This window comes from Bifidobacterium merycicum DSM 6492 (assembly GCF_900129045.1).
Taxonomy (GTDB): domain Bacteria; phylum Actinomycetota; class Actinomycetes; order Actinomycetales; family Bifidobacteriaceae; genus Bifidobacterium; species Bifidobacterium merycicum.
The window spans coordinates 450,904-470,586 of record NZ_FQTX01000002.1; the positions used below are offsets into that span (position 1 = coordinate 450,904).

A 19,683-nucleotide genomic window follows, 5' to 3' on the forward strand; every position below is an offset into this window, starting at 1 on the left:
TAGCGTGCCCGCGGGCGACATGGCGCTTACGGTTTGTCCTGCAGCGACGGAACACTGGACTTTCTATGAGAGAATTTTGCAAGAAGTGGTATCAACGCATTGCCACCAGAGACATGGCGTTCATCGGCGTACTGACCCTGGTCGCCTCCTGCGTAGCCTCCTGGCTCAAACAGCTTCCGGTACTCAGCCTGTTCGGCGCCCTGATCATCGCCCTGCTGATCGGCATGGCGGCACAGTTCCCGGTCCGAAGCTGGTATGTCGGCGACTCGGCCGACCGCAAGGCCGGGGTCAAGGACGCGGCCGGGCTCATCTCCAACAAACTATTGCGGTTGGGCATCATCCTGCTCGGATTCAAACTCAACCTGCAGGTGCTGTTCACCCAAGGCATCAAATGCCTGCCGATTGCCGTGGCCGTGGTGACGCTTACCATCGTCGTGTGCTATGCCATCGCCCGCAGGCTCGGTGTCGACCCGCAGCTCGCCATCCTCGTGTCGGGCGGCACCGGCATCTGCGGCGCCGCTGCCGTCATGGGATTGTCCGGCTCGATCAAAGTCCCGCCGGAACAGGAAAGCGAAAAAGCGGACAACGAGGTCATGGCCGTGGCCATCATCGCCATCATGGGCACCATATTCGCGCTTGCGGAAATCGTGCTCGGCCCCTTGACGGGGCTTTCCGCCACGCAGCTGGGCATCACCGCGGGGGCGTCCCTGCATGAGATCGCGCATGCCGTGGCCGCAGGCGCCGCGTTCGGCGCCGTCGACATCGCCACCATCATGAAGCTCTCCCGCGTACTCATGCTCGTGTTCGCGGCCATCGTCATCTCCATCTGGTGGGACAGGCATCATTCCGCCGTGCCGGCCTCCGGCAAACGCACGGTTTCCTTCCCCTGGTTCATGCTCGGCTTCATCGGCGCGTCCATCATCGGCACCTTCGTGCCCTTTATCGCGTCCGTCACTCCTCGGCTGGTGGACATCGCCTACGTCGTGCTGGGCATGGCCATGGCCGCGCTCGGCATCACCGTGAATTTTGCTGCCATCGCGCAAAAGGGGCGTAAGGCGTTCCTCGCCAGCTTCCTCACATCGATTCTGCTGATGTGCTTCGCCGCCGGCATGGCCATGCTGTTCTTCTAACGTTTGGCATCAGCTGCCCATACGGGCACTTCGATACATGGTGCCTTCCGCCATCGGAAGCGGAAGGCACCATGTTATTCACCGTCGGGCATGGCTTGTGCAGCGTCTGTCTTGCCGCCGCGCCTGCGCTCCAACAGGGCGCGGACGAGCCGGCATAATGGCAGCAGATACAGCAAACAGGCGAACAACAGGCTCGCCTCCGGCGCACCCACCGAGGCAAGCGGCACCGCGCCCGCAATCGACCAGGGGATAAGCGGCGCCACCACTACGGCGGTGTCCTCAAGATCGATGGCCCGGCGCTGCCGGTCGGATTCGACATTCGCGCACAACTGACTGGTCAGCATAATCGACAGCGTCTGATTGCAGGCGACCGCGCTGGCGACCAACGACGTCGCCAGCGTCGCGCCGAATGCGCTGCAACGCCGCGCCAACGCGGAAACGATACGGTGCGCGCCATCCAACAGACCGGTCTCCTGGAAGATGCCGGAATACGACGAGGAGATGCACACGATAAGCATCACCTTGACCATGGAGACGATGCCACCGCCATCGATAAGCGGCGCCACCCGCTCGTCCGCGCAGTGGAAACCGAACACCAGCGCACGTGCCAGCGCCTTCACATCCATATGCTGCACGAGAACGCACACCGGCAATGCGGTAAGAATACTGGCACACATGGTGATGCGCACGTCCACGCGCGCGACGGCCAGCACCACCAGCACCACCGCAGGCAGAACCGTCGTCCAATGCAGGCAGAACGTCTTGCCGAACAATCCGCGCACATCCAACGATCCCGCCGAAGGATGCGTGCATAGCGCCAAGGCGGCATACGCCGCGCAGGTCAGCGCGAAGGGGACGGCGGCGGTGCGAACCATGAGTCGGATGTTCTCGAAGATGTTCGTATGCGTCAGCGTTTTGACCAGCTGGGCGCTGGTGGACACGGGCGAGCACCGGTCTCCGAAATAGATGCCGGACAGGATCGCGCCGCCAAGCAGCATGGGGGAGACCTGCATCGACGTGCCCAAGGTCATGGTGATCACACCCATCGTCGCAGCCGAGGCGAACGAGGAACCCGTCAGCAGCGACATGAGGCAGTTGAGCAGGAACGTCAGCAGAATCACCGCATGCGGGCGGATCAGCGATGTCGTGTTCGCCACAATGAACGGTACGGTTCCCGCGGCGCGCCACAGAGTGGTCAACAGGCCGATCAGCACGAAGGTGACCACCACGATGCTGGCCGCGCGCATAGTGGCAAGGCCCTTGCGAATCATCGCGCCCCATGTGTGCCCGGTCAGCCGCCCATGAACAAGGAAGATGGCCAGGCCGGCGACCAGCGCCGGAATAATGGAGATGCCGGTCGCGATGCAGCCGATAAGCGCCGCGCAGAACAGCGCCATGGTGATGATCTCTGGCATGGGTGCCTCTCTTCTCGATGATCCCCGTCGGGCATGCGACGGCTATGGCTTTGCCCACAGTAGCAGGGCGAACGCTTCAGCATTTTGTTTCGAATCACAGGCCAGACACGGTGTATGCATTCCGCCGGCGTGGCGAGCGACCATTGGGTGACCGCGGAGCAGGATGATTTCCTCGAATCGATGGCCGAAGCCGACGAGGCGGTGATCAACCACATGCGCGGCAAGATGATGTATCTGAACGTCATGAACCGCCTGTCCGTGGACTGTGATTGCCTCCCCAACCCGTCCGAGCCGGACATGCACGACATCGGCGTGCTGTCTTCGCTCGACCCGGTGGCGCTCGACCAGGCGTGCGTGGATCTCATCCATATCGCCCCCGACGGCGCGTCCGTCACCGAACGCATCGCCTCACGCCACGGCGAGCACACGTTCGAATACGCCGAAGAGCTCGGCATCGGTTCACGCTCGTACCGGCTGACCGTGGCCACGGCGATCGCCGTATTCGCCTTCGGCTCGACCAACGCCATCGCCGCCACTTGGACGAGTGATTTGGCCGCAGGCCTGCCGGGGCTCGCGCTGCAGTGGGCGCTGATTCCGCTCGCCGCATATTGAACCGAATCGCTGATCGCCAAGCGCGGACGCTGAATTGTGACGTTCGGGCGTGGCGATGCAACCACGTTCTGAACAAGTCCGACATTCCGGGAGTCAAGCCGTTAAGCTTGGCTCCCGTTGTCATATCGGCTCCGGGATCGAGGGAAGTGATCATGGTCGCAGGCGTGTCCGTCGTCACCTTGCTGTTGGTGCTTATCTCCGGAATCGGCGCGGGATTCGTCGGATACGCCGTCGGAGCCTCGTCGCTGATCTCCTACCCGGCATTGCTGGCGTTCGGCATCCCACCGGTGCTGTCCAACACCACGAACACCGTGGGCGTGTGCGGCACCGGCATCGGTGGACTGCTCTCCGCCAGAAAGGAACTCGCCGGCCAGCACAAGCGCGTGATCATCTACGCCTGCATCGGCCTGGTCGGTGGCATCATCGGCGGGCTGCTGCTCTTGGAGCTGCCGGCAAAAGTGTTCGAATGCGCAGTCCCGCCGCTCATCCTGTTCAGCGCGTTGCTCATTGCGCTCAACCCGCGCAAGAAAGCCGCCGCACGCGACGCCGTCGCACAGGCGTTGCCGCAATCGCACCAAGGCAAGCGCGCAGAGCAGATCGCCAGCAGAACCGCCAGCGGCAGCCTGCGCAACGACCCCTGGTGGCTGTGGGTCGGCGTGAGCTTCGTCGGCATCTACTCTGGTTACTTCGGTGCAGCAGCCGGAACATTGGCGCTTGCGATTCTCGACCTGGGCAAGATCGGCCCGTTCCATCAGATCAACGCGCTGAAAACCGTGGTGGGATTCGGCGCGAACATCTCCGCCGCAATCATGTTCATCATCCGAGGCTCCGTCTACTGGCCGTTCGCCATCGCCATGTGCCTGGGCTGCATCATCGGCAGTTCCATCGCGCCTCCGGTCACCCGGCATATCCCTGAAAACATCATGCGTGCGGCCGCCGTGCTCACCGGCATCATCCTCGCCGTCAAGCTCGGCTGGAACACCTATTTCTAGAATTTCTTCGACTGGGGCAGCGCTTGTGCATGCCTGTGCATGTTTTTCCGCTGCCCGGCGCATTCCGTAGGTGGTTTTTGGCTTCCGTAGGTGGTGAGAGCCGATAACCCGTTTGGAAATGGCTTGATATCAAGCCATTTCCAAAGCCGGTTCTGAGGGCAACCACCTACGGAAGCGCAAAACCCCCTACGAAAACCTGGAACGCAGAAGATGCTAAATGCTGTTATGAATGATTTGACTGATTTCGGATCATTACAGCTTTGTTAGATAAGTGTTGACAGCGCTCGCATGACAATATCCACGTCCTTGTTTTCTAATTCACGAATGACATGCAGATAGGTTTCCTGTGTTGTGGTCATACTGGCATGGCCGAGACGGCGTGACACACTAGCAATCGATACGCCGGCGAACAGCAACAGTGATGCGTGCGTATGCCGCAATCCGTGGATGGAAATGACTGGCACATCCACGTTTTTGCAATGTCTGGCGAGCACATCGTTAGCTGTTGAGTTGTAGACCTTGCCATGTACAAAAATGGGTTTGTCATGTGGAAGGTTCTTAAGCAACCCGGAAAGCTGCATGATGAGCTGCCAGTCAAGCTGCACCTTGCGCACGGATGATTCGTTTTTCGTGGGCACGAATCCGCCGCCGTTCTTGTAATCCCATGTTTTGCTGACGGAAAGCGTTTGATGGGCGAAATCGAAGTCATCGGGCGTGAGCCCAAGCGCTTCGGAGAATCGGAGTCCGGTTTTCGCGATGAGGAGGATGAGCCAATCCCAACTTGCCTCAGCGCCAAGATCAAGATCGGCGAGCATAGCGTGCAGCTCAAATTGGTTGAGATACTTCATTTTCTTGATACGTGGCTGCTTGCCTTTGATGATGACCTTGCGCGTCGGATCACGGGGAATGAGCCCTTCATCAACGGCATCGAGGATGGCGCCTTTGATCTGATGGTGGAAATCCATGGTGGTCTGGCGCTCATGATGCTGCGCGTATCCGTTGATAAGCCGTTGATAAGCGGTCCGATCCATATCAGCAAGCTTCAGCTCGGGAATAAGCTTTCCGAGCCAGGATTGTGCAAGTCGGTATTTGCCCATGGTCACGTCCCGGATGGCGCCTTCCTTGTACGTTTTCACCCATTGGGTGTAGTAGTCGCAGAACAGCGATTCGGAAGTGATGGTTTCCTGCATGGCATGCACCTTTCTCAAGAAAAATAGGGGATAAGCGCAGCCATCATACTCACGCTGATGAAGGGTGATGAGCGAGTCCAGATGGTCGAAGAATGAGCCAAGCTGAGCTTGCTCTTTCAACCTCGGATAAGGAACTTTCAGTTCCATAACCTTGTTTTTAGAGATGTTGAATCGCGATATTCCCTGGGCCAGCAAAGTCAAATCACTTCGTACGTTTTGGGATCTAAGCATATAGGCGAGGTATCGCGAATCAAAGCTGCCGTCTTGCCGGTAACCAAAGCAAAAACTGTTCAGGTAAACATTTGGCTGGTCAGAAAGCCAAACTGATGACATGCCAACTTCCCCTGGCGTCTCGGAAGATACGGTAAACAATGCATCGCCATACCTAACTTCGTTTTGCTTCGAGTCTTTTTCGATGGATTCAAGTCGATTGCTGTCAGTGATTGGATTATCGAAAACGTTTGTATACGGAACAAACTTAGCGGTACCGCGACCAAGGTCTTCCTTCGTCTTGCCAGACAGCCCACCATAAGCAGACCCGCAGTCTCCCAACTTACGCTGTTCCCAAGGGTCAGTGAAACCAGCGAAACGAATCTCCGGATACAGGGAACCCCCTTTAGGGAACATCTTGTCGAGCATGGATTTTTTCAGCACGCAGAGCTTGTCATACTTACGCTGATGAAGGGTGATGAGCGAGTCCACAGTTTTAAATACGCGGCTGATTTTCTTTTGTTCCGCTTTATCTGGCACCATTGCTTCAACTTCGACAAGGTTGCTTACAGCAAGTCCTGGTTGTGCCGATTGCCCTGAATATTGGCCCAAATCAAGCGTGCCAAACAAGTAATAGAGGAACGTCGTATCATTAAGATGATTTGCTTTTACAGCAACAGCATGCTCGGTGAAATATGACTTTCCATCTGCAATATTGACATTCCCGCACAGTGCGCCTTGGCGTCCAATAAGCGTATAAAGACCTTCATGGTTGAAAGTTGTCGTATAGCCTCTTAAACCATTGCCGCCGTAGACTGGATAAGAACCAGACTCCGACACATTGTCAGCGCAGATGAATTCGCCGCTTTTGAATTCAGTAGACAGTTCACCCAGCTTACGCTGTTCCCAAGCGGGGGTGCGGTATTCTTGTGAAAGATGTGCAGTCGCTCGTGGAACCGAGCTTTTCCGGTGCCGCAATGAGGAGGGATAGATGAACAAGCAGCAGCTCGCTTCGAAGATTTGGGAATCCGCCAATAAGATGCGTTCCAAGATCGAGGCGAACGAATATAAGGATTACATTCTTGGCTTCATCTTCTACAAGTTCCTTTCCGAAACCGAGCTGATGCGCTTGAAAGCCAGCGACTTCACTGAGGATGACCTTCCGCAGCTCACGGAGGATAATCCGGACATTGTGGAATTCGTGCAGGGTGAGTGCGGCTACTTCATCGCCTATGACAACCTGTTTTCCACATGGGTCAAGCAGGGCAACGATTTCGAGATTTCCAATGTGCGTGATGCGCTTTCGGCGTTCTCCCGCAATATCAATCCTGCGCATAGGAAAGTGTTCGATGGTATTTTCGACACGTTGCAGACTGGGCTTTCCAAGCTCGGTACCGACGCGAGAAGCCAGTCCAAGGCCGCGCGAGATTTGATTTACCTCATTAAAGACATTCCGATGGATGGTCGTCAGGATTATGACGTGCTTGGTTTCATCTACGAGTACCTCATCAGCAATTTCGCCGCCAATGCGGGCAAGAAGGCCGGCGAGTTCTACACGCCTTCCGAAGTCTCTCAGCTGATGAGCGAAATTGTCGCATGGCATTTGCAGGGGCGCGAGCAGATCAAGATCTACGATCCGACATCCGGCTCCGGTTCCTTGCTGATTCATATCGGCCAGGCGGTGGCTCGGCGCAACGGCAATCCGGATTCCATCATGTATTATGCGCAGGAGCTTAAGGAGAACACCTATAACCTCACGCGTATGAATCTGGTAATGCGTGGCATTCTTCCCGATAACATCGTTGCCCGCAACGGCGACACCTTGGAGGACGACTGGCCGTGGTTCGACACGTTGGAGAACAAGGAGGAGACCTACAATCCGTTGTTCGTGGATGCGGTGGTTTCCAATCCGCCCTACTCGCAGAATTGGGATCCCACTGATAAGGAGATCGATCCGCGCTTCAGTTATGGCATAGCTCCGAAGTCCAAGGCGGACTACGCCTTCCTGCTGCATGACCTGTACCATCTGCGTGCCGATGGCATTATGACCATTGTTCTGCCGCATGGTGTGCTGTTCCGCGGCGGCGAGGAAGGTCAGATTCGTAAGAATCTGATCGAGAACCGTCATATTCAGGCGATTATTGGTCTACCTGCGAATATTTTCTTTGGTACAGGTATCCCCACCATCGTGATGGTGTTGCGCAAAAAACGCGATGATGACAGGGTGCTCATCGTTGATGCGTCCAAACATTTCATCAAGGACGGCAAGAACAACAAGCTACAGGCTTCTGATATCAAACGCATTGTCGATGTGGTGTCGAGCAATCGCACGGTACCCAAGTTCAGCCGTCTGGTGTCCATCGATGAGATTCGCGCCAATGATTACAACCTCAACATTCCCCGTTATGTTGATTCATCCGAGGATGCGGAGACGTGGGATGTGTACGCTTCGATGTTCGGTGGCGTTCCGAAGAGTGAGGTCGAGCAGCTTGAGGAATATTGGAACGCCTGGCCGAGTCTGAAGGCCGAGCTGTTCCGTGATAATGGTGCCTGCTACGCCTGCGACCATGACGACATCGCCACTGTGGTGCGCAACAATGCCGACGTACAGGCGTTCATCGCCTCGTATGGTCAGGCCATTTCCGGATTGCCTGTCGATTTGCGCTCCCGCTTGGTGGAGCATCCCGAACAGGTGGATGCGCTCGGGCAGGAAACGGCCATTGGCAAGGAACTGGATGCGATGATTGCCGGAACCCCACTGGTTGACCCATATGACGCCTATCAGAAGCTTGATGACGCATGGAACGGCATTTCCATTGATCTGGAAGTGTTGGGGTCCGAGGGCTTCGATGCGGTAAGAGCCGTGGACCCGAATATGGTCGTCAAGAAGAAGGCCGGCAAGGATGTGGAAGTGCAGGATGGCTGGATTGGCCGCGTTCTGCCGTTCGACCTGGTTCAGCGCGAGCTGCTGCACGATGATTTGACTGCAATCGAGACGGACGAACGCCGTGTGCAGGACATCGATTCCGAGATTGAAACCATTTTGGAGGGTTTCGATGAGGATGACAAGCAGAACAGTGATGCGATCAATCAGGACGGTGATGCCTTCGTTGCTACCGAGCTGAAGAAAGCGGTCAAGGCGATCGGCAAGAATCCGGCTTCCGACTTCGAGCGTGGCTTGGTGCAGGCTCAGAAGCTATTCGATGAGACGAAGAAGCTGAAATCTGGTATCAAGACCAAGCGAAACGCGTTGGAGGAGAAGACCTGCAACACGATTAAGGCGTTGACCGACGAGGAAGCCAGGCAATTGCTGGAAGCCAAGTGGATTACGCCATTGCAGAAGCAGTTGGAAGCATTGCCGAATGCCGTGATCGACGAGCTCATTGGCAAAGTGAACGCGTTGAAGAACAAGTACGCCACCACATATGCCGATGTATGCGGTCAAATCGATGAAGCGGAGAAGGAATTGGCCGGAATGCTTGGCGATTTGACCGGCAATGTTCGTGATATGGCGGGCTTGGAAGAGCTCAAAGCACTGCTCGGGGGTGAATGATATGGCCGAACAGCATGGAAAAGCGTTGGTTCCGCAGATTCGTTTCTCTGGTTTCACTGACCCTTGGGAACAGCGTAAGCTGGGTGAACTGTTCGTGATTGGCGGTTCCGGCGGCACTCCATCCGCCACGAATGCTTCGTATTATGGAGGAGACATCCCCTTTCTTGGGATTTCGGATATCAAGAATCGTGATATTACGACCACTGCGAAAAGTATTACCGAAAAAGGTCTAGAAAATAGTGCGGCATGGATTATTCCTGCAGGAAGCATCTGTCTCGCAATGTACGCAAGCGTGGGAAAAGCAGGAATTAATAGGGTTAGTCTCGCAACAAGCCAAGCTTTCTATAACATGGTCTTTGAAGATGAAACGCTTCGAGATTTTATATATACAAGATTGGAAAAAGCAGACACGGACAACGAGTGGAACCCCTTGATTTCGACGGGCACTCAGGCGAATCTCAATGCCGACAAAGTTAAGAGTTTCCGAATCTTGCTGCCATCCTCCGGCGAACGGCGATTGATAGCGAAATACTTCGCTGATCTCGACTCGCTCATCACCCTTCATCAGCGTAAGCTCGAATTACTGCGGAATATTAAGAAATCCATGCTTGACAAGATGTTCGTATAGGGGTGTTCATGGCAACGATCACGTTATTTCACGGTTCCCCATGCAAATCCGTGACCCCCGAGTACGGTTTGGGTAACGACAAGCATGACTACGGTCGTGGTTTTTATCTGACTAAAAGTGTCGAGCTCGCCAAGGAATGGGCCGTGTGCAGGCCGGATGAGTCCAATGGCTGGGTCCACCAGTACGAACTGGACACGAATGGGTTGCGCATCCTGGATTTTCAGGAACATAGCGTGCTTGCCTGGCTGGCCGAGCTGATGAAGCATCGTGATGCCGCCGATTCCAAGCGTTATCGCGTGCTTGCTGCAAAATTCATCGCTCAATACGGCATCGATACCAGCGGTTATGACATCATCAAAGGTTGGCGTGCGAACGCCTCGTACTTCTACATCGCTAAGGAATTCGTCCGAGACAATGTGGACGTCGATATCTTGGAGGAACTGCTGTCGCTTGGCGGACTGGGAATTCAGTATTGTGTCAAGACCGAAAAGGCATACGGGCAACTGCGCGAAGTCAATGAGGGCTTGCTTTCCGTGAGCTACGGCGAATTCAACGACAAATACAATCAGAGGGATGTTGAGGCGCGGCAGAACATGCGTGATCTCATCGATTCCGATGCCAATACGGTGACCAACGTGTTTAGCACGTTGCTCTAGGGGGGTGGTGACAATGCGGGCATATCCAGAGGTCTACCGGGATGATGTGGTGGAAAGCCAGGGCAAGCTTTTCGACTACGTGGCGCAGTCGTTCCCTAACAAGAGCACGGAGGATTTCATCGCCACGTATATGACGAGCAAAACACGCAAAAGCATTGATGAAGCCAAAGCCTACGTCAATACGATGGATGCGGACGAGCTGTGGAAGTATTTCACCGAGACCGAGCACTACCAGTTGAAGGACGGCAAGGCGCTTAAAGGGTTCATGCCCGATTGGATCGGTGAGTTCTATGCCTACTACCAATGGTTCTACGGTATTCCCAGTGCTGAAGTGATCACCAGGGTGCCCTTGGACTTCCTGAAGAAAGCCTATTTCGGGCTGCATGATCTCGATCTGGAACTTGCGGTGCGGAAAGTCGGCGAAGAATGACAGGCATCATCTGCTTCCATAATCCCGATGAGGAGAACGGGTACCTGAGCAACTGGTATCCGTCGCATTTCGTTATGAACGGCATTGAATTCTCCTCGATGGAGCAGTACATGATGCATCGCAAGGCCTGCTGTTTCAATGACGCTGAAACAGCCGCGCGAATCCTCGAAACCGATGACGTGGCTGAGATTAAACGCCTTGGTCGACTGGTGGCCGGTTATGACGATCACGTGTGGAACGGCGTTCGCCAAATCGAAGTTTATGAAGGATTGCTTGCCAAATTCAGCCAGAACGCCGAACTTGGGGCACGGCTTGAGGCAACCGGCATCGCGCTGCTGGCGGAATGCGCCGTCAAAGACCGCATCTGGGGCATCGGCCTGTCGATGCATGACCCAGCCAGGTTCAATCCGAGCCAATGGCGCGGTCGGAACCTGCTCGGATACGCTCTAATGCTCACAAGAAGGAAGCTCAGCCGTATAGATTGACGGTAATACGGCTGTTTTCCTGGTTTTAATTGCCCCCGCTTGGGAACAGCGTAAGCTGGGGAAAGTAGCATCTAAGCGAATTGAAAAGAATACAAACGGGATTAAGGAGACGTTCACCAATTCCGCTGAGCACGGTATTGTAAGCCAATTAGACTACTTTGATCATGACATCACAAACGATGCGAATATTGGGAATTATTCCGTAGTGTATCCAGATGATTTCGTATATAATCCCAGAATCTCGGCCATAGCTCCATGCGGCCCCATTAATCGGAATAGACTTGGCAGAAACGGTGTTATGTCGCCTCTTTATACTGTTTTTTCAGTGGATGACATGATAAACAAGTTATATCTGGAGCATTATTTCAAGACAAATAGATGGCATCAATTCATGTTTCTTGAGGGTAATTCTGGTGCGAGGTCTGATCGTTTTTCTATTTCAGATTCGACTTTTTTCGAAATGCCTATCCAGTGCCCAGTTCTAGAGGAACAAGAATTAATTGCGTTGTTCTTCGACCGTCTGGACTCGCTCATCACCCTTCATCAGCGTAAGTATGACAAGCTCTGCGTGCTGAAAAAATCCATGCTCGACAAGATGTTCCCTAAAGGGGGTTCGCTATATCCGGAGATTCGTTTTGCCGGTTTCACTGACCCTTGGGAACAGCGTAAGCTGGGAGATGTCGCCACTATTGTGGGCGGCGGCACGCCGAGCACCAATAACGATGCGTACTGGGATGGCGATATAGACTGGTATTCACCCGCCGAATTAGGTGAGCAGGTGTACGCCGACAGAAGTGTCCGAAGGATAACCCAGGCTGGTTACGATAGCTGCTCGGCAACATTGCTTCCAGCTGGTAAAACAATTCTCTTCACAAGTCGCGCGGGCATTGGCAATACAGCGATTCTTCGCAGGTCAGCATGTACAAACCAAGGCTTCCAGTCTTTAGTCGTGAACGATGATACCGATGTGTATTTCATCTACTCCATGACCGATCGAATCAAGAATTTCGCTGAACAGAAAGCTTCTGGATCAACCTTCCTAGAGATATCTGGAAAAGGTCTGGCGGCCGGAGAATTCGCCTTTCCTTCAAAGGATGAGCAGACTGCAATAGGGTCTATGTTCAAGCAACTCGACCATCTCATCACCCTTCATCAGCGTAAGTATTGTGGTGTTGCTTCTTGGATGTTAGGGGTTGCGCTCGTAAGATTGGGCTCAGAAGGTGACGGTGCATTCGGGGAGATGAAACATGTTCTACAGTAAAGAATCGGATTTCGAAGACGATCTGGTCGCGGTGCTGAAGCGCCATGGATGGACCGATGGCGTGCTGGAATACCCAACCGAACAGGACCTTATCGGCAATTGGGCCAACATCCTGTTCGACAACAACAAAGGCATCGATCGATTGAATGGGCAGCGTCTTACCAAAGGTGAGATGGCGCAGATCCTCGAACAGATCGAAACATTGCGCACGCCATTGGCGCTGAACTCCTTCATTAACGGCAAGACCGTATCCATTAAACGTGATAATCCAGCAGATCCGGCACATTTCGGCAAGGAAATCAGCCTGAAGATCTATGATCGCCAGGAAATCGCCGCCGGGCAAAGCCGGTACCAAATCGCAAGACAGCCGATGTATCCGGCGAAAAACAAGATGCTGAACGATCGCAGGGGAGACGTTTGCCTGCTTATCAACGGCATGCCGGTCATCCATATCGAACTGAAGAAAAGCGGCATCCCCATAAGCCAGGCCACCAATCAAATCGCCAAATACGCGCATGAAGGCGTGTTCACCGGACTGTTCAGACTCGTGCAGGTCTTCGTGGCCATGAATCCGGACGATGCCGTGTACTTCGCCAATCCTGGCGAAGGCGACTTCAACAGCAACTACTTCTTCCACTGGGCTGACTTCAACAATGAGCCCATAGCGGCGAACAAACACGTTGGGCAGGACGAGTGGAAACGGTTCGCGTCGGACCTGTTGTCCATTCCCATGGCTCATCAGCTCATCGGTTTCTACACGGTTGCAGATTCCGCGGACGGATGCCTCAAAGTGCTGCGCAGCTACCAATACCAAGCGGTGAACGCCATTTCCGATCGTGTACGCACCTGCAAATGGGATGAGCCGGTGCCAAGCGGTACTCCGGGACGCCCAGGCGGCTATGTGTGGCATACCACCGGCTCGGGCAAAACCATGACCAGTTTCAAAGCGGCGCAGCTCATTGCCGGCTCGAAAGATGCCGACAAAGTGGTCTTCCTTATGGACCGTATCGAGTTGGGTACGCAGTCGTTGCTGGAATACCGGTCGTTCGCGGATGATGCCGATGACGTGCAGGGTACGGAAAACACGGATGTGCTCAAGGCGAAGCTGGCAAGCATCGACCCGAAGGACACGCTTATCGTCACGTCTATTCAGAAAATGAGCAACATCAAAGCAGGCGAGGGGCATATCACCGAAGAGGAAGTGAAGAAGCTCGCCGGCAAACGCATCGTGTTCATCATCGACGAATGTCATCGTTCCACATTCGGCGAGATGCTGCAGGATATTCGCCGTTCCTTCCCGAACGCACTGTATTTCGGTTTCACAGGTACTCCAATCCATGAGGAGAACCGTAAGAAGGGCTCGACCACATCAATGGTGTTCGGCGATTGCCTCCACCGGTACAGCATCGCCGACGGCATCCGTGACGGCAATGTGCTCGGCTTCGACCCGTACATGGTGCTGACGTACCGAGACAGGGACGTTCGCCAGGTGGTCGCCTTGGAGAAGGCGAAGGCGTCGACGATTGAGGAAGCCCAAGCGGATCCGGCGAAAGCCGAAGTGTTCTACCATTACATGGATCCGAATCAAATGCCGATGGGACCTATGGAAACGCAGGCCGGAGAACGCATCAAGGGCATTGAGGATTACCTGACTTCGGCACAGTACGCGCAGGGCACCCCGCATGAGGGCAAGGTTGTGGAGGATATCCTCGACCAATTCCCATTGCTGAGCAGGGGCAACAAATTCCATGCGATGCTGGCCACGAGTTCCATTCCCGAGGCGATCAGCTATTATCGCTTGTTCAAGGAGCATGCGCCGCAAATGCATGTGACCGCGCTGTTCGACCCCAATGTCGATAACTCCAACGGCGCGATTCTCAAAGGGGACGCGCTTCAGGAGATCATCGGCGATTACAACGAACTGTTCGGCAAGGATTTCATCATCCCCACATGGCCGAAGATGAAGAAGGACATCACGGCGCGGCTTTCCCACAAGCGGCCATATCTGACGGTCGATCAGCATCGCGAGGAACGGCTGGATCTGCTGATCGTGGTCGACCAGATGCTGACGGGCTTCGACTCCAAGTGGGTCAACACGCTGTATCTCGACAAAATCATCGATTACGAGAACATCATTCAGGCGTTCAGCCGTACGAACAGACTGTTCGGCCCTGATAAGCCCTTCGGAACGATACGCTACTACCGTAAGCCGCATACCATGAAAGGGTATATCGAAGCAGCGGTGAAACTGTATTCCGGAGATAAGCCGCTTGATCTGTTCGTGCAGAAACTACCGGAAAACGTGCGGCTGATGGATGCGCGTTTCGAAGAAATCGCCTCCGTGTTCCGCACCGGAGGTGTAGAGGATTTCATGAAGCTGCCGGAGTCCGTGGAAGCATGCCGGAAGTTCGCGAAGCTGTTCTCGGAACTCAATGATTTTCTTGAAGCCGCCAAAGTACAAGGATTTACATGGCAGCAGCGGGAATACTCCGTCACCCATGACGATGGTTCGGTGGAGGTTGTGCGGCCGGAACTCGATGAACGCACATATCTGATTCTCGTTCAGCGATACAAGGAGTTGTTTGCTGGAGATGGCGAAGGCCATAGTGAGGGTCCTGAGGCTCCATACGATCTTGATGGGCATATCACCGAAATCGACACGGGATTGATTGATACGGATTACATGAACGCTAACTTCACCAAATGGCTCAAGGCGCTTGGTGGAGGAGATCCAGACCTGTTGGCATCAGCTGAGGAGGAATTGCATAAGTCGTTCGCTTCGCTCAGCCAAGAGGAACAACGGTACGCCGAACTGTTCATGCATGATGTGGAACGTGGCGAAATCGAGTTGGAGGAAGGCAAGACGCTGCGCGACTACATCACGTATTACGCTGACAGTGCTCAGAATAGCCAAGTAGAGAAAATCACAGAGAAGCTTGGTGTTGACAGCAATCTGCTCAGAGAGATGATGCGGCTTGATCTTACGGAAAACAGCCTGAACGAGTTCGGCCGGTTTGATCGATTGAAAGCTTCGGTTAACAAGTCTCTGGCGAAGGCATTTTTCGATAAGCCGGATAGTCCGGTCTCACAATTCACTGCAAATCTTCTCGCCACCAAATTGCTGAGGAACTTTATTCTTGAGGGAGGATTTGACCTAGACACGTGGGAACAGCATAGTAGCCATTAATGTGGAGAGAATATCAGCTCGGAACAGTTGCCATACTGACCAGCATCATCTTCGCCTTAGTCTGTGCTGGATTTTTTAGAATTTCTCCGTCTACAGCTTCTTGCAAGGTGCAAAAACCGAGCCATATTGCTCATATGGCTAACGGTTATAAGCCGAAAGCGCAGGTTGTTCGCTCTCCCGGCAATATGAAGCAATGTGCACATTGCCGGTTCGGCAATCCTGAGGATGCCAAGTTCTGCCGTCGCGCCGCAGAACGGTCAGGAACCCGTTGAAGGTTTTGCCGTAGATGCCGCTGCAGATGCTCGGCCTGGGCCTGTTCTCCATGTGGCAGCCCGTCGTGGTGGCGCAGGGCAATTCCACCGCCAAGCGCGACCCCCACTGGGGCTGGATTCTTGCCATGATCGTGCAGATGCTGCTCACGTTGCTGGCTATCGTGCTGATCTTCGCGGTGATTCTTGGCGGGTTCGCCGCCTTGCTTGGTAGCATGCCGTGAGACTGCCGGCCACGTCGACTCGCTTTGGGCGAAACGACGTGGCCGGCTGCGTATAATCATCGTGTTATGCCGACGAAACCGCAACGATGGAGGTCTGGCATATGGCAGTCGTTAATGAGGCAAAACTCGGGTATCTTGACTTTCTGTCGCGTGAAGACAGGGTGCGTCATCACCGCTATGTCGAAGAGATGAAGCAATACGACATGATGCGTTCCGGCGACATCAACGCGATCAACGAAAGCACCAGACTGTGGGATTCTGGACTGTATGGCCACCTGTCGGATGATCCGCTGCTCAATGTGAAATACCGGTTCGTCACCACGATCACGCTGGCCACACGCTTCGCCATCGAAGGCGGCATGGACGAGGAGGATGCCTACAACGCCTCCGACCTGTACATCCAGGATTTGGAACAATGCAAGACGCCCGACGATGTGCGCCGATTGCACACCGACATGATGACCTTCTTCACCTGGGCCATGGCCGACATGCAGAAGCTGGAGACGCATTCCAAGGCCGTCAACGAATGCATGGATTACATCCATTACCATCTGCATGAGAAGATCACCGTGCCCATCCTCGCCGAGCATGTGCACTTGAACCCTACGTACCTTTCCGAACTGTTCGCCCGCGAAACCGGCACGACCATCTCGCAATACGTTACCGACAAGCGCATGGAGGCCGCGGAGAACATGCTCAAGTACTCGGAATACGGGTTCGCTGAGATCGCGCGTATTCTGGCCTATCGTTCCCAAAGCCATTTCACCAAGGTGTTCAAGAAGCACAGCGGCATGACACCGGGGGAGTACCGCAGGAAATACGCGCAGGCCGGCATCTGGCCGGAATAGGTAGGAATAGGCCGATTGGCGGGTGGCGTGGGTGAACGTGGCGTGTCGTGCCTGCGAATTCTTCGCTTCGGGCGCAACAATGCCGTCGTCTGCGTGCATCATCGGCTACGGTAGAAGGTATTCAACGACGAACACGAAGTATGAGGTAAGGAACGATCGAATATGGGAATGCCACTAGATCTGTATGTGATCCGCCATGGCGAGTCCGAGGCGAATGTGATTATCAGCGCCGGCGAGCAGGGCGATAACTCGCTGTATACGCAAGACAACGTGACGGTGCCGGACCGGTCGTGGAGGCTTACGGCCACGGGACGCAAGCAGGCCGACTGCATCGGCCGTTGGCTGGTAGCGCAGCAGCAGCTGTTCGACCGTTATCTCGTCTCGCCTTACGTGCGTACGCGCGAGACGGCTGCCACCATGGCTTTGCCGAAGGCGAAGTGGGAGGAGACGCGCGTGCTGCGCGAACGTTCGTGGGGTGAGATCAGCACCATCACCAAAGAGGAGTTCCGCACCAGCTACAAGCGCAACTGGCTGTTCAAGAACACCGACCCGTTGTACTGGTGCCCGCCGGCCGGTGAGTCCATCGCCGATGTGGCGGAGAACCGCGTGCATAACCTGCTCACTTCGCTGAACCGTAAGTCCGATGCGGAGTCGGTGGTCATGGTCAGTCATGGCGATCTGATGCTTGCGCTGATGCTCACGTTGGAGGATCTGTCCGACGAGGAGTTCATGCATCGCGCCGATTCGCCCGACTGGCGGATCACCAACTGCACGTGCCTGCACTATTCGCGCAGGGATCCGCAGACCGGCCGTACATGCAAGCGTTTCCGCTGGGAGCAGACGGCTCGCCCGGTGTTCAACGAGCAGGCTGGCAAGTGGGAGATGCAGGTGGAGCCGTGGCGTGAATTCAAGCGTCCGTTGCTTTCCAACGGCGACCTGGTGGATGTGGTGCACGCCGTCGACCCGCACCTGTGATATCGCGGTACGACTCGCGGGATTAGGGGGTTGCACACCCGGAAAATAATGCTCTGACAATGCCTTGATTACAATGGACGCTCAGTGCGCGGACGGCAAGAGCCGCGCCCTGATCCCCGATTGAGAGAAAAGATGAGTAATATTTTCCAATGGAACCTGCATGGCGACGGCAAGACGCTGCTGCCGGGCGAGGTCGTAGAACCCGATGAGCGCCTGACTTGGCCGCGTACCGCCGAAATCGGTGCACAGCATGTGATCGCCATGTTCGGTGCCACCTTCCTGGTGCCGATCCTGACAGGCTTCGACCCGTCCACCACGCTGTTCTTCACCGCCATGTCCACGGCGCTGTTCCTGTTGATCAACAGGAATGTGCTGCCGAGCTACCTGGGTTCGTCGTTCGGCTTCATCGCCCCGATCACTGCGGTCACCACCGCGCATAAGGGCATCGCCGTCGCGTCCTTCGGCATCATGGTCACCGGCCTGCTGCTGGCTCTGATCGGCATTGTCGTGCACTATGCGGGTGCCAAGTGGATTGACATCATCATGCCACCGGTCGTCAACGGCGCCATTGTGGCCATCATCGGCTTCAACCTCGCTCCAAGCGTGTGGAACAACTTCAAGGTCGCGCCCGACACCGCCATCGTCACCTTGGTGGCCGTGCTGCTGGTGGCTGTGCTGTTCAAGGGTCTGATGGGGCGTTTGAACATTCTTCTTGGTGTGATCATCGGCTATGCCTACGCATGCTGCCGCGGCCAGGTCGATTTCTCCGCCATCGGCAAGGCCGCGTGGATCGGTCTGCCTCACTTCCACACCCCGCAGGTCGACTTCTCCATCCTGCCGATGTTCGTTCCCGTCGTGCTCGTGCTCGTCGCCGAGAACGTCGGCCATGTCAAGTCCGTCTCCCAGATGACCGGCCGTGATTATGACGACCAGATCGGCACCGCTCTGTTCGCCGACGGCCTCGGCACCACCATCGCCGGCTTCGGCGGCGGCTCCGGCACCACCACGTACGGCGAGAACATCGGCGTGATGGCGGCCACCAAGGTGTACTCCACCGCGGCCTACTGGTGCGCCGCGGGCTTCGCCCTGATCCTGTCGCTGTGCCCGAAGTTCGGCGCAATCATCAACACCATCCCCGCCGGCGTGCTCGGCGGCGTGACCACTTTGCTTTACGGCATGATCGGCATGATCGGCATCCGCATCTGGGTCGAGAACAAGGTCAACTTCGACAAGCCGGTCAACATCATGGTGGCCGCCATCACCATGATCATCGCCATCGGCCAGTTCGCGTTCACCGTCAACGGCATTTCGTTCAACGGCATCGCCATCGGCACGATCGTGGTGCTCGTCGCCTACCACGGCCTCAAGGCCATCGGCAAGGCGACCGGCACCATCGCCAAGGACGATCCGGACGTGCTGTAGTATCGGCAATGCTTGGCGTGCAGCCATAGCGTGACTGCACAATAGATAGGCGTTCTTTCCTCGAATCATGGAAAGAACGCCTATATGTTATTAGGCGCGTCATCCTTTTGATAGGGTTTTCGGATTCCGCAAGCTGACCATATCCGCATTGCGATATCATGATTCAGTTTTGGTGCCTTGATGATGGGGGGGGGAG

General features: G+C 55.3%; 16 protein-coding genes and 1 pseudogene. 14 read left to right on the plus strand and 3 right to left on the minus strand.

The window, feature by feature from the left end; genetic code table 11:
- The first annotated feature begins 65 nt into the window (after positions 1 to 65).
- Positions 66 to 1,130 (plus strand): YeiH family protein, encoded by a 1,065-nt coding sequence (locus tag BUB29_RS04565; protein ID WP_033523923.1) that lies wholly within the window; start codon positions 66 to 68, stop codon positions 1,128 to 1,130.
- 74 nt (positions 1,131 to 1,204) lie between these two features.
- Here the strand turns inward: BUB29_RS04565 and BUB29_RS04570 are convergent, their stop codons facing one another.
- Positions 1,205 to 2,545: a Na+/H+ antiporter NhaC family protein gene (locus tag BUB29_RS04570; RefSeq protein WP_033523922.1), complete on the minus strand. Its 1,341-nt coding sequence runs from the start codon at positions 2,543 to 2,545 to the stop codon at positions 1,205 to 1,207.
- A gap of 114 nt (positions 2,546 to 2,659) precedes the next feature.
- On the opposite strand from BUB29_RS04570, the gene BUB29_RS04575 reads away from it, so the two are divergent.
- Together BUB29_RS04575 and BUB29_RS04580 are read left to right on the plus strand one after the other, a co-directional pair.
- Positions 2,660 to 3,157, plus strand: coding sequence for a DUF362 domain-containing protein (locus BUB29_RS04575; RefSeq protein ID WP_234945691.1), 498 nt, complete (start codon positions 2,660 to 2,662; stop codon positions 3,155 to 3,157).
- Between the two features lie 152 nt (positions 3,158 to 3,309).
- Complete coding sequence (locus tag BUB29_RS04580; protein WP_033523929.1) at positions 3,310 to 4,149, plus strand: sulfite exporter TauE/SafE family protein; 840 nt, start codon at positions 3,310 to 3,312, stop codon at positions 4,147 to 4,149.
- Positions 4,150 to 4,412: 263 nt separating this feature from the next.
- Here the strand turns inward: BUB29_RS04580 and BUB29_RS10255 are convergent, their stop codons facing one another.
- On the minus strand, positions 4,413 to 5,339 hold the full coding sequence (locus BUB29_RS10255) for a tyrosine-type recombinase/integrase (RefSeq protein ID WP_033523921.1): 927 nt from the start codon (positions 5,337 to 5,339) through the stop codon (positions 4,413 to 4,415).
- Positions 5,340 to 5,447: 108 nt separating this feature from the next.
- Positions 5,448 to 6,599, minus strand: a pseudogene (locus BUB29_RS10260) (restriction endonuclease subunit S); the annotation flags it as partial.
- Here BUB29_RS10260 and BUB29_RS04600 point away from each other — a divergent pair.
- From BUB29_RS04600 to BUB29_RS04655, 11 genes are all read left to right on the plus strand, one after another.
- Positions 6,541 to 9,102 carry a type I restriction-modification system subunit M gene (locus BUB29_RS04600; RefSeq protein WP_033523977.1) on the plus strand — a complete coding sequence of 854 codons (2,562 nt, stop codon included), beginning with the start codon at positions 6,541 to 6,543 and terminating at the stop codon, positions 9,100 to 9,102. The pseudogene BUB29_RS10260 and the gene BUB29_RS04600 overlap by 59 nt on opposite strands.
- 1 nt (position 9,103) lies before the next feature.
- Entirely contained in the window at positions 9,104 to 9,730 is a 627-nt protein-coding gene (locus BUB29_RS04605; RefSeq protein ID WP_051915119.1) for a restriction endonuclease subunit S, read from the plus strand.
- An 8-nt stretch (positions 9,731 to 9,738) separates the two neighbouring features.
- Positions 9,739 to 10,386: a DUF3990 domain-containing protein gene (locus BUB29_RS04610; RefSeq protein WP_033523982.1), complete on the plus strand. Its 648-nt coding sequence runs from the start codon at positions 9,739 to 9,741 to the stop codon at positions 10,384 to 10,386.
- 13 nt (positions 10,387 to 10,399) lie between these two features.
- Entirely contained in the window at positions 10,400 to 10,816 is a 417-nt protein-coding gene (locus BUB29_RS04615; RefSeq protein WP_051915118.1) for a hypothetical protein, read from the plus strand.
- The gene (locus BUB29_RS04620; protein ID WP_033523978.1) at positions 10,813 to 11,301 is read left to right on the plus strand and encodes an NADAR family protein; all 489 of its coding nucleotides are present in this window, start codon (positions 10,813 to 10,815) and stop codon (positions 11,299 to 11,301) included. The genes BUB29_RS04615 and BUB29_RS04620 overlap by 4 nt, the downstream gene beginning before the upstream one ends.
- A gap of 298 nt (positions 11,302 to 11,599) precedes the next feature.
- Entirely contained in the window at positions 11,600 to 12,562 is a 963-nt protein-coding gene (locus tag BUB29_RS10105; protein ID WP_167332714.1) for a restriction endonuclease subunit S, read from the plus strand.
- Complete coding sequence (locus BUB29_RS04635; protein ID WP_033523828.1) at positions 12,549 to 15,749, plus strand: type I restriction endonuclease subunit R, EcoR124 family; 3,201 nt, start codon at positions 12,549 to 12,551, stop codon at positions 15,747 to 15,749. Before BUB29_RS10105 ends, BUB29_RS04635 begins: the two co-directional genes overlap by 14 nt.
- Before the next feature lie 286 nt (positions 15,750 to 16,035).
- Positions 16,036 to 16,242 (plus strand): hypothetical protein, encoded by a 207-nt coding sequence (locus tag BUB29_RS04640; protein ID WP_033523827.1) that lies wholly within the window; start codon positions 16,036 to 16,038, stop codon positions 16,240 to 16,242.
- A gap of 101 nt (positions 16,243 to 16,343) precedes the next feature.
- On the plus strand, positions 16,344 to 17,090 hold the full coding sequence (locus BUB29_RS04645; protein ID WP_033508100.1) for a helix-turn-helix domain-containing protein: 747 nt from the start codon (positions 16,344 to 16,346) through the stop codon (positions 17,088 to 17,090).
- 162 nt (positions 17,091 to 17,252) lie between these two features.
- A complete protein-coding gene (locus BUB29_RS04650; RefSeq protein WP_033523826.1) occupies positions 17,253 to 18,065 on the plus strand; it encodes a histidine phosphatase family protein in 813 nt (270 codons plus the stop codon).
- A gap of 132 nt (positions 18,066 to 18,197) precedes the next feature.
- Positions 18,198 to 19,487: a uracil-xanthine permease family protein gene (locus BUB29_RS04655; RefSeq protein ID WP_033523825.1), complete on the plus strand. Its 1,290-nt coding sequence runs from the start codon at positions 18,198 to 18,200 to the stop codon at positions 19,485 to 19,487.
- The last annotated feature ends 196 nt before the right edge of the window (positions 19,488 to 19,683 follow it).

Bases quoted from the DNA above. Each gene is read 5' to 3' on its own strand.
- BUB29_RS04570 (WP_033523922.1), bottom strand. From the start codon at position 2,545: ATGCCAGAGATCATCACCATGGCGCTGTTCTGCGCGGCGCTTATCGGC.
- BUB29_RS04635 (WP_033523828.1), top strand. From the start codon at position 12,549: ATGTTCTACAGTAAAGAATCGGATTTCGAAGACGATCTGGTCGCGGTG.
- BUB29_RS04575 (WP_234945691.1), top strand. From the start codon at position 2,660: ATGCATTCCGCCGGCGTGGCGAGCGACCATTGGGTGACCGCGGAGCAG.
- BUB29_RS04655 (WP_033523825.1), top strand. From the start codon at position 18,198: ATGAGTAATATTTTCCAATGGAACCTGCATGGCGACGGCAAGACGCTG.
- BUB29_RS04580 (WP_033523929.1), top strand. From the start codon at position 3,310: ATGGTCGCAGGCGTGTCCGTCGTCACCTTGCTGTTGGTGCTTATCTCC.
- BUB29_RS04565 (WP_033523923.1), top strand. From the start codon at position 66: ATGAGAGAATTTTGCAAGAAGTGGTATCAACGCATTGCCACCAGAGAC.
- BUB29_RS04650 (WP_033523826.1), top strand. From the start codon at position 17,253: ATGGGAATGCCACTAGATCTGTATGTGATCCGCCATGGCGAGTCCGAG.
- BUB29_RS10105 (WP_167332714.1), top strand. From the start codon at position 11,600: ATGTCGCCTCTTTATACTGTTTTTTCAGTGGATGACATGATAAACAAG.
- BUB29_RS04645 (WP_033508100.1), top strand. From the start codon at position 16,344: ATGGCAGTCGTTAATGAGGCAAAACTCGGGTATCTTGACTTTCTGTCG.
- BUB29_RS04610 (WP_033523982.1), top strand. From the start codon at position 9,739: ATGGCAACGATCACGTTATTTCACGGTTCCCCATGCAAATCCGTGACC.
- BUB29_RS04620 (WP_033523978.1), top strand. From the start codon at position 10,813: ATGACAGGCATCATCTGCTTCCATAATCCCGATGAGGAGAACGGGTAC.
- BUB29_RS04600 (WP_033523977.1), top strand. From the start codon at position 6,541: ATGAACAAGCAGCAGCTCGCTTCGAAGATTTGGGAATCCGCCAATAAG.
- BUB29_RS04615 (WP_051915118.1), top strand. From the start codon at position 10,400: ATGCGGGCATATCCAGAGGTCTACCGGGATGATGTGGTGGAAAGCCAG.
- BUB29_RS04605 (WP_051915119.1), top strand. From the start codon at position 9,104: ATGGCCGAACAGCATGGAAAAGCGTTGGTTCCGCAGATTCGTTTCTCT.
- BUB29_RS10255 (WP_033523921.1), bottom strand. From the start codon at position 5,339: ATGCAGGAAACCATCACTTCCGAATCGCTGTTCTGCGACTACTACACC.
- BUB29_RS04640 (WP_033523827.1), top strand. From the start codon at position 16,036: ATGCCGCTGCAGATGCTCGGCCTGGGCCTGTTCTCCATGTGGCAGCCC.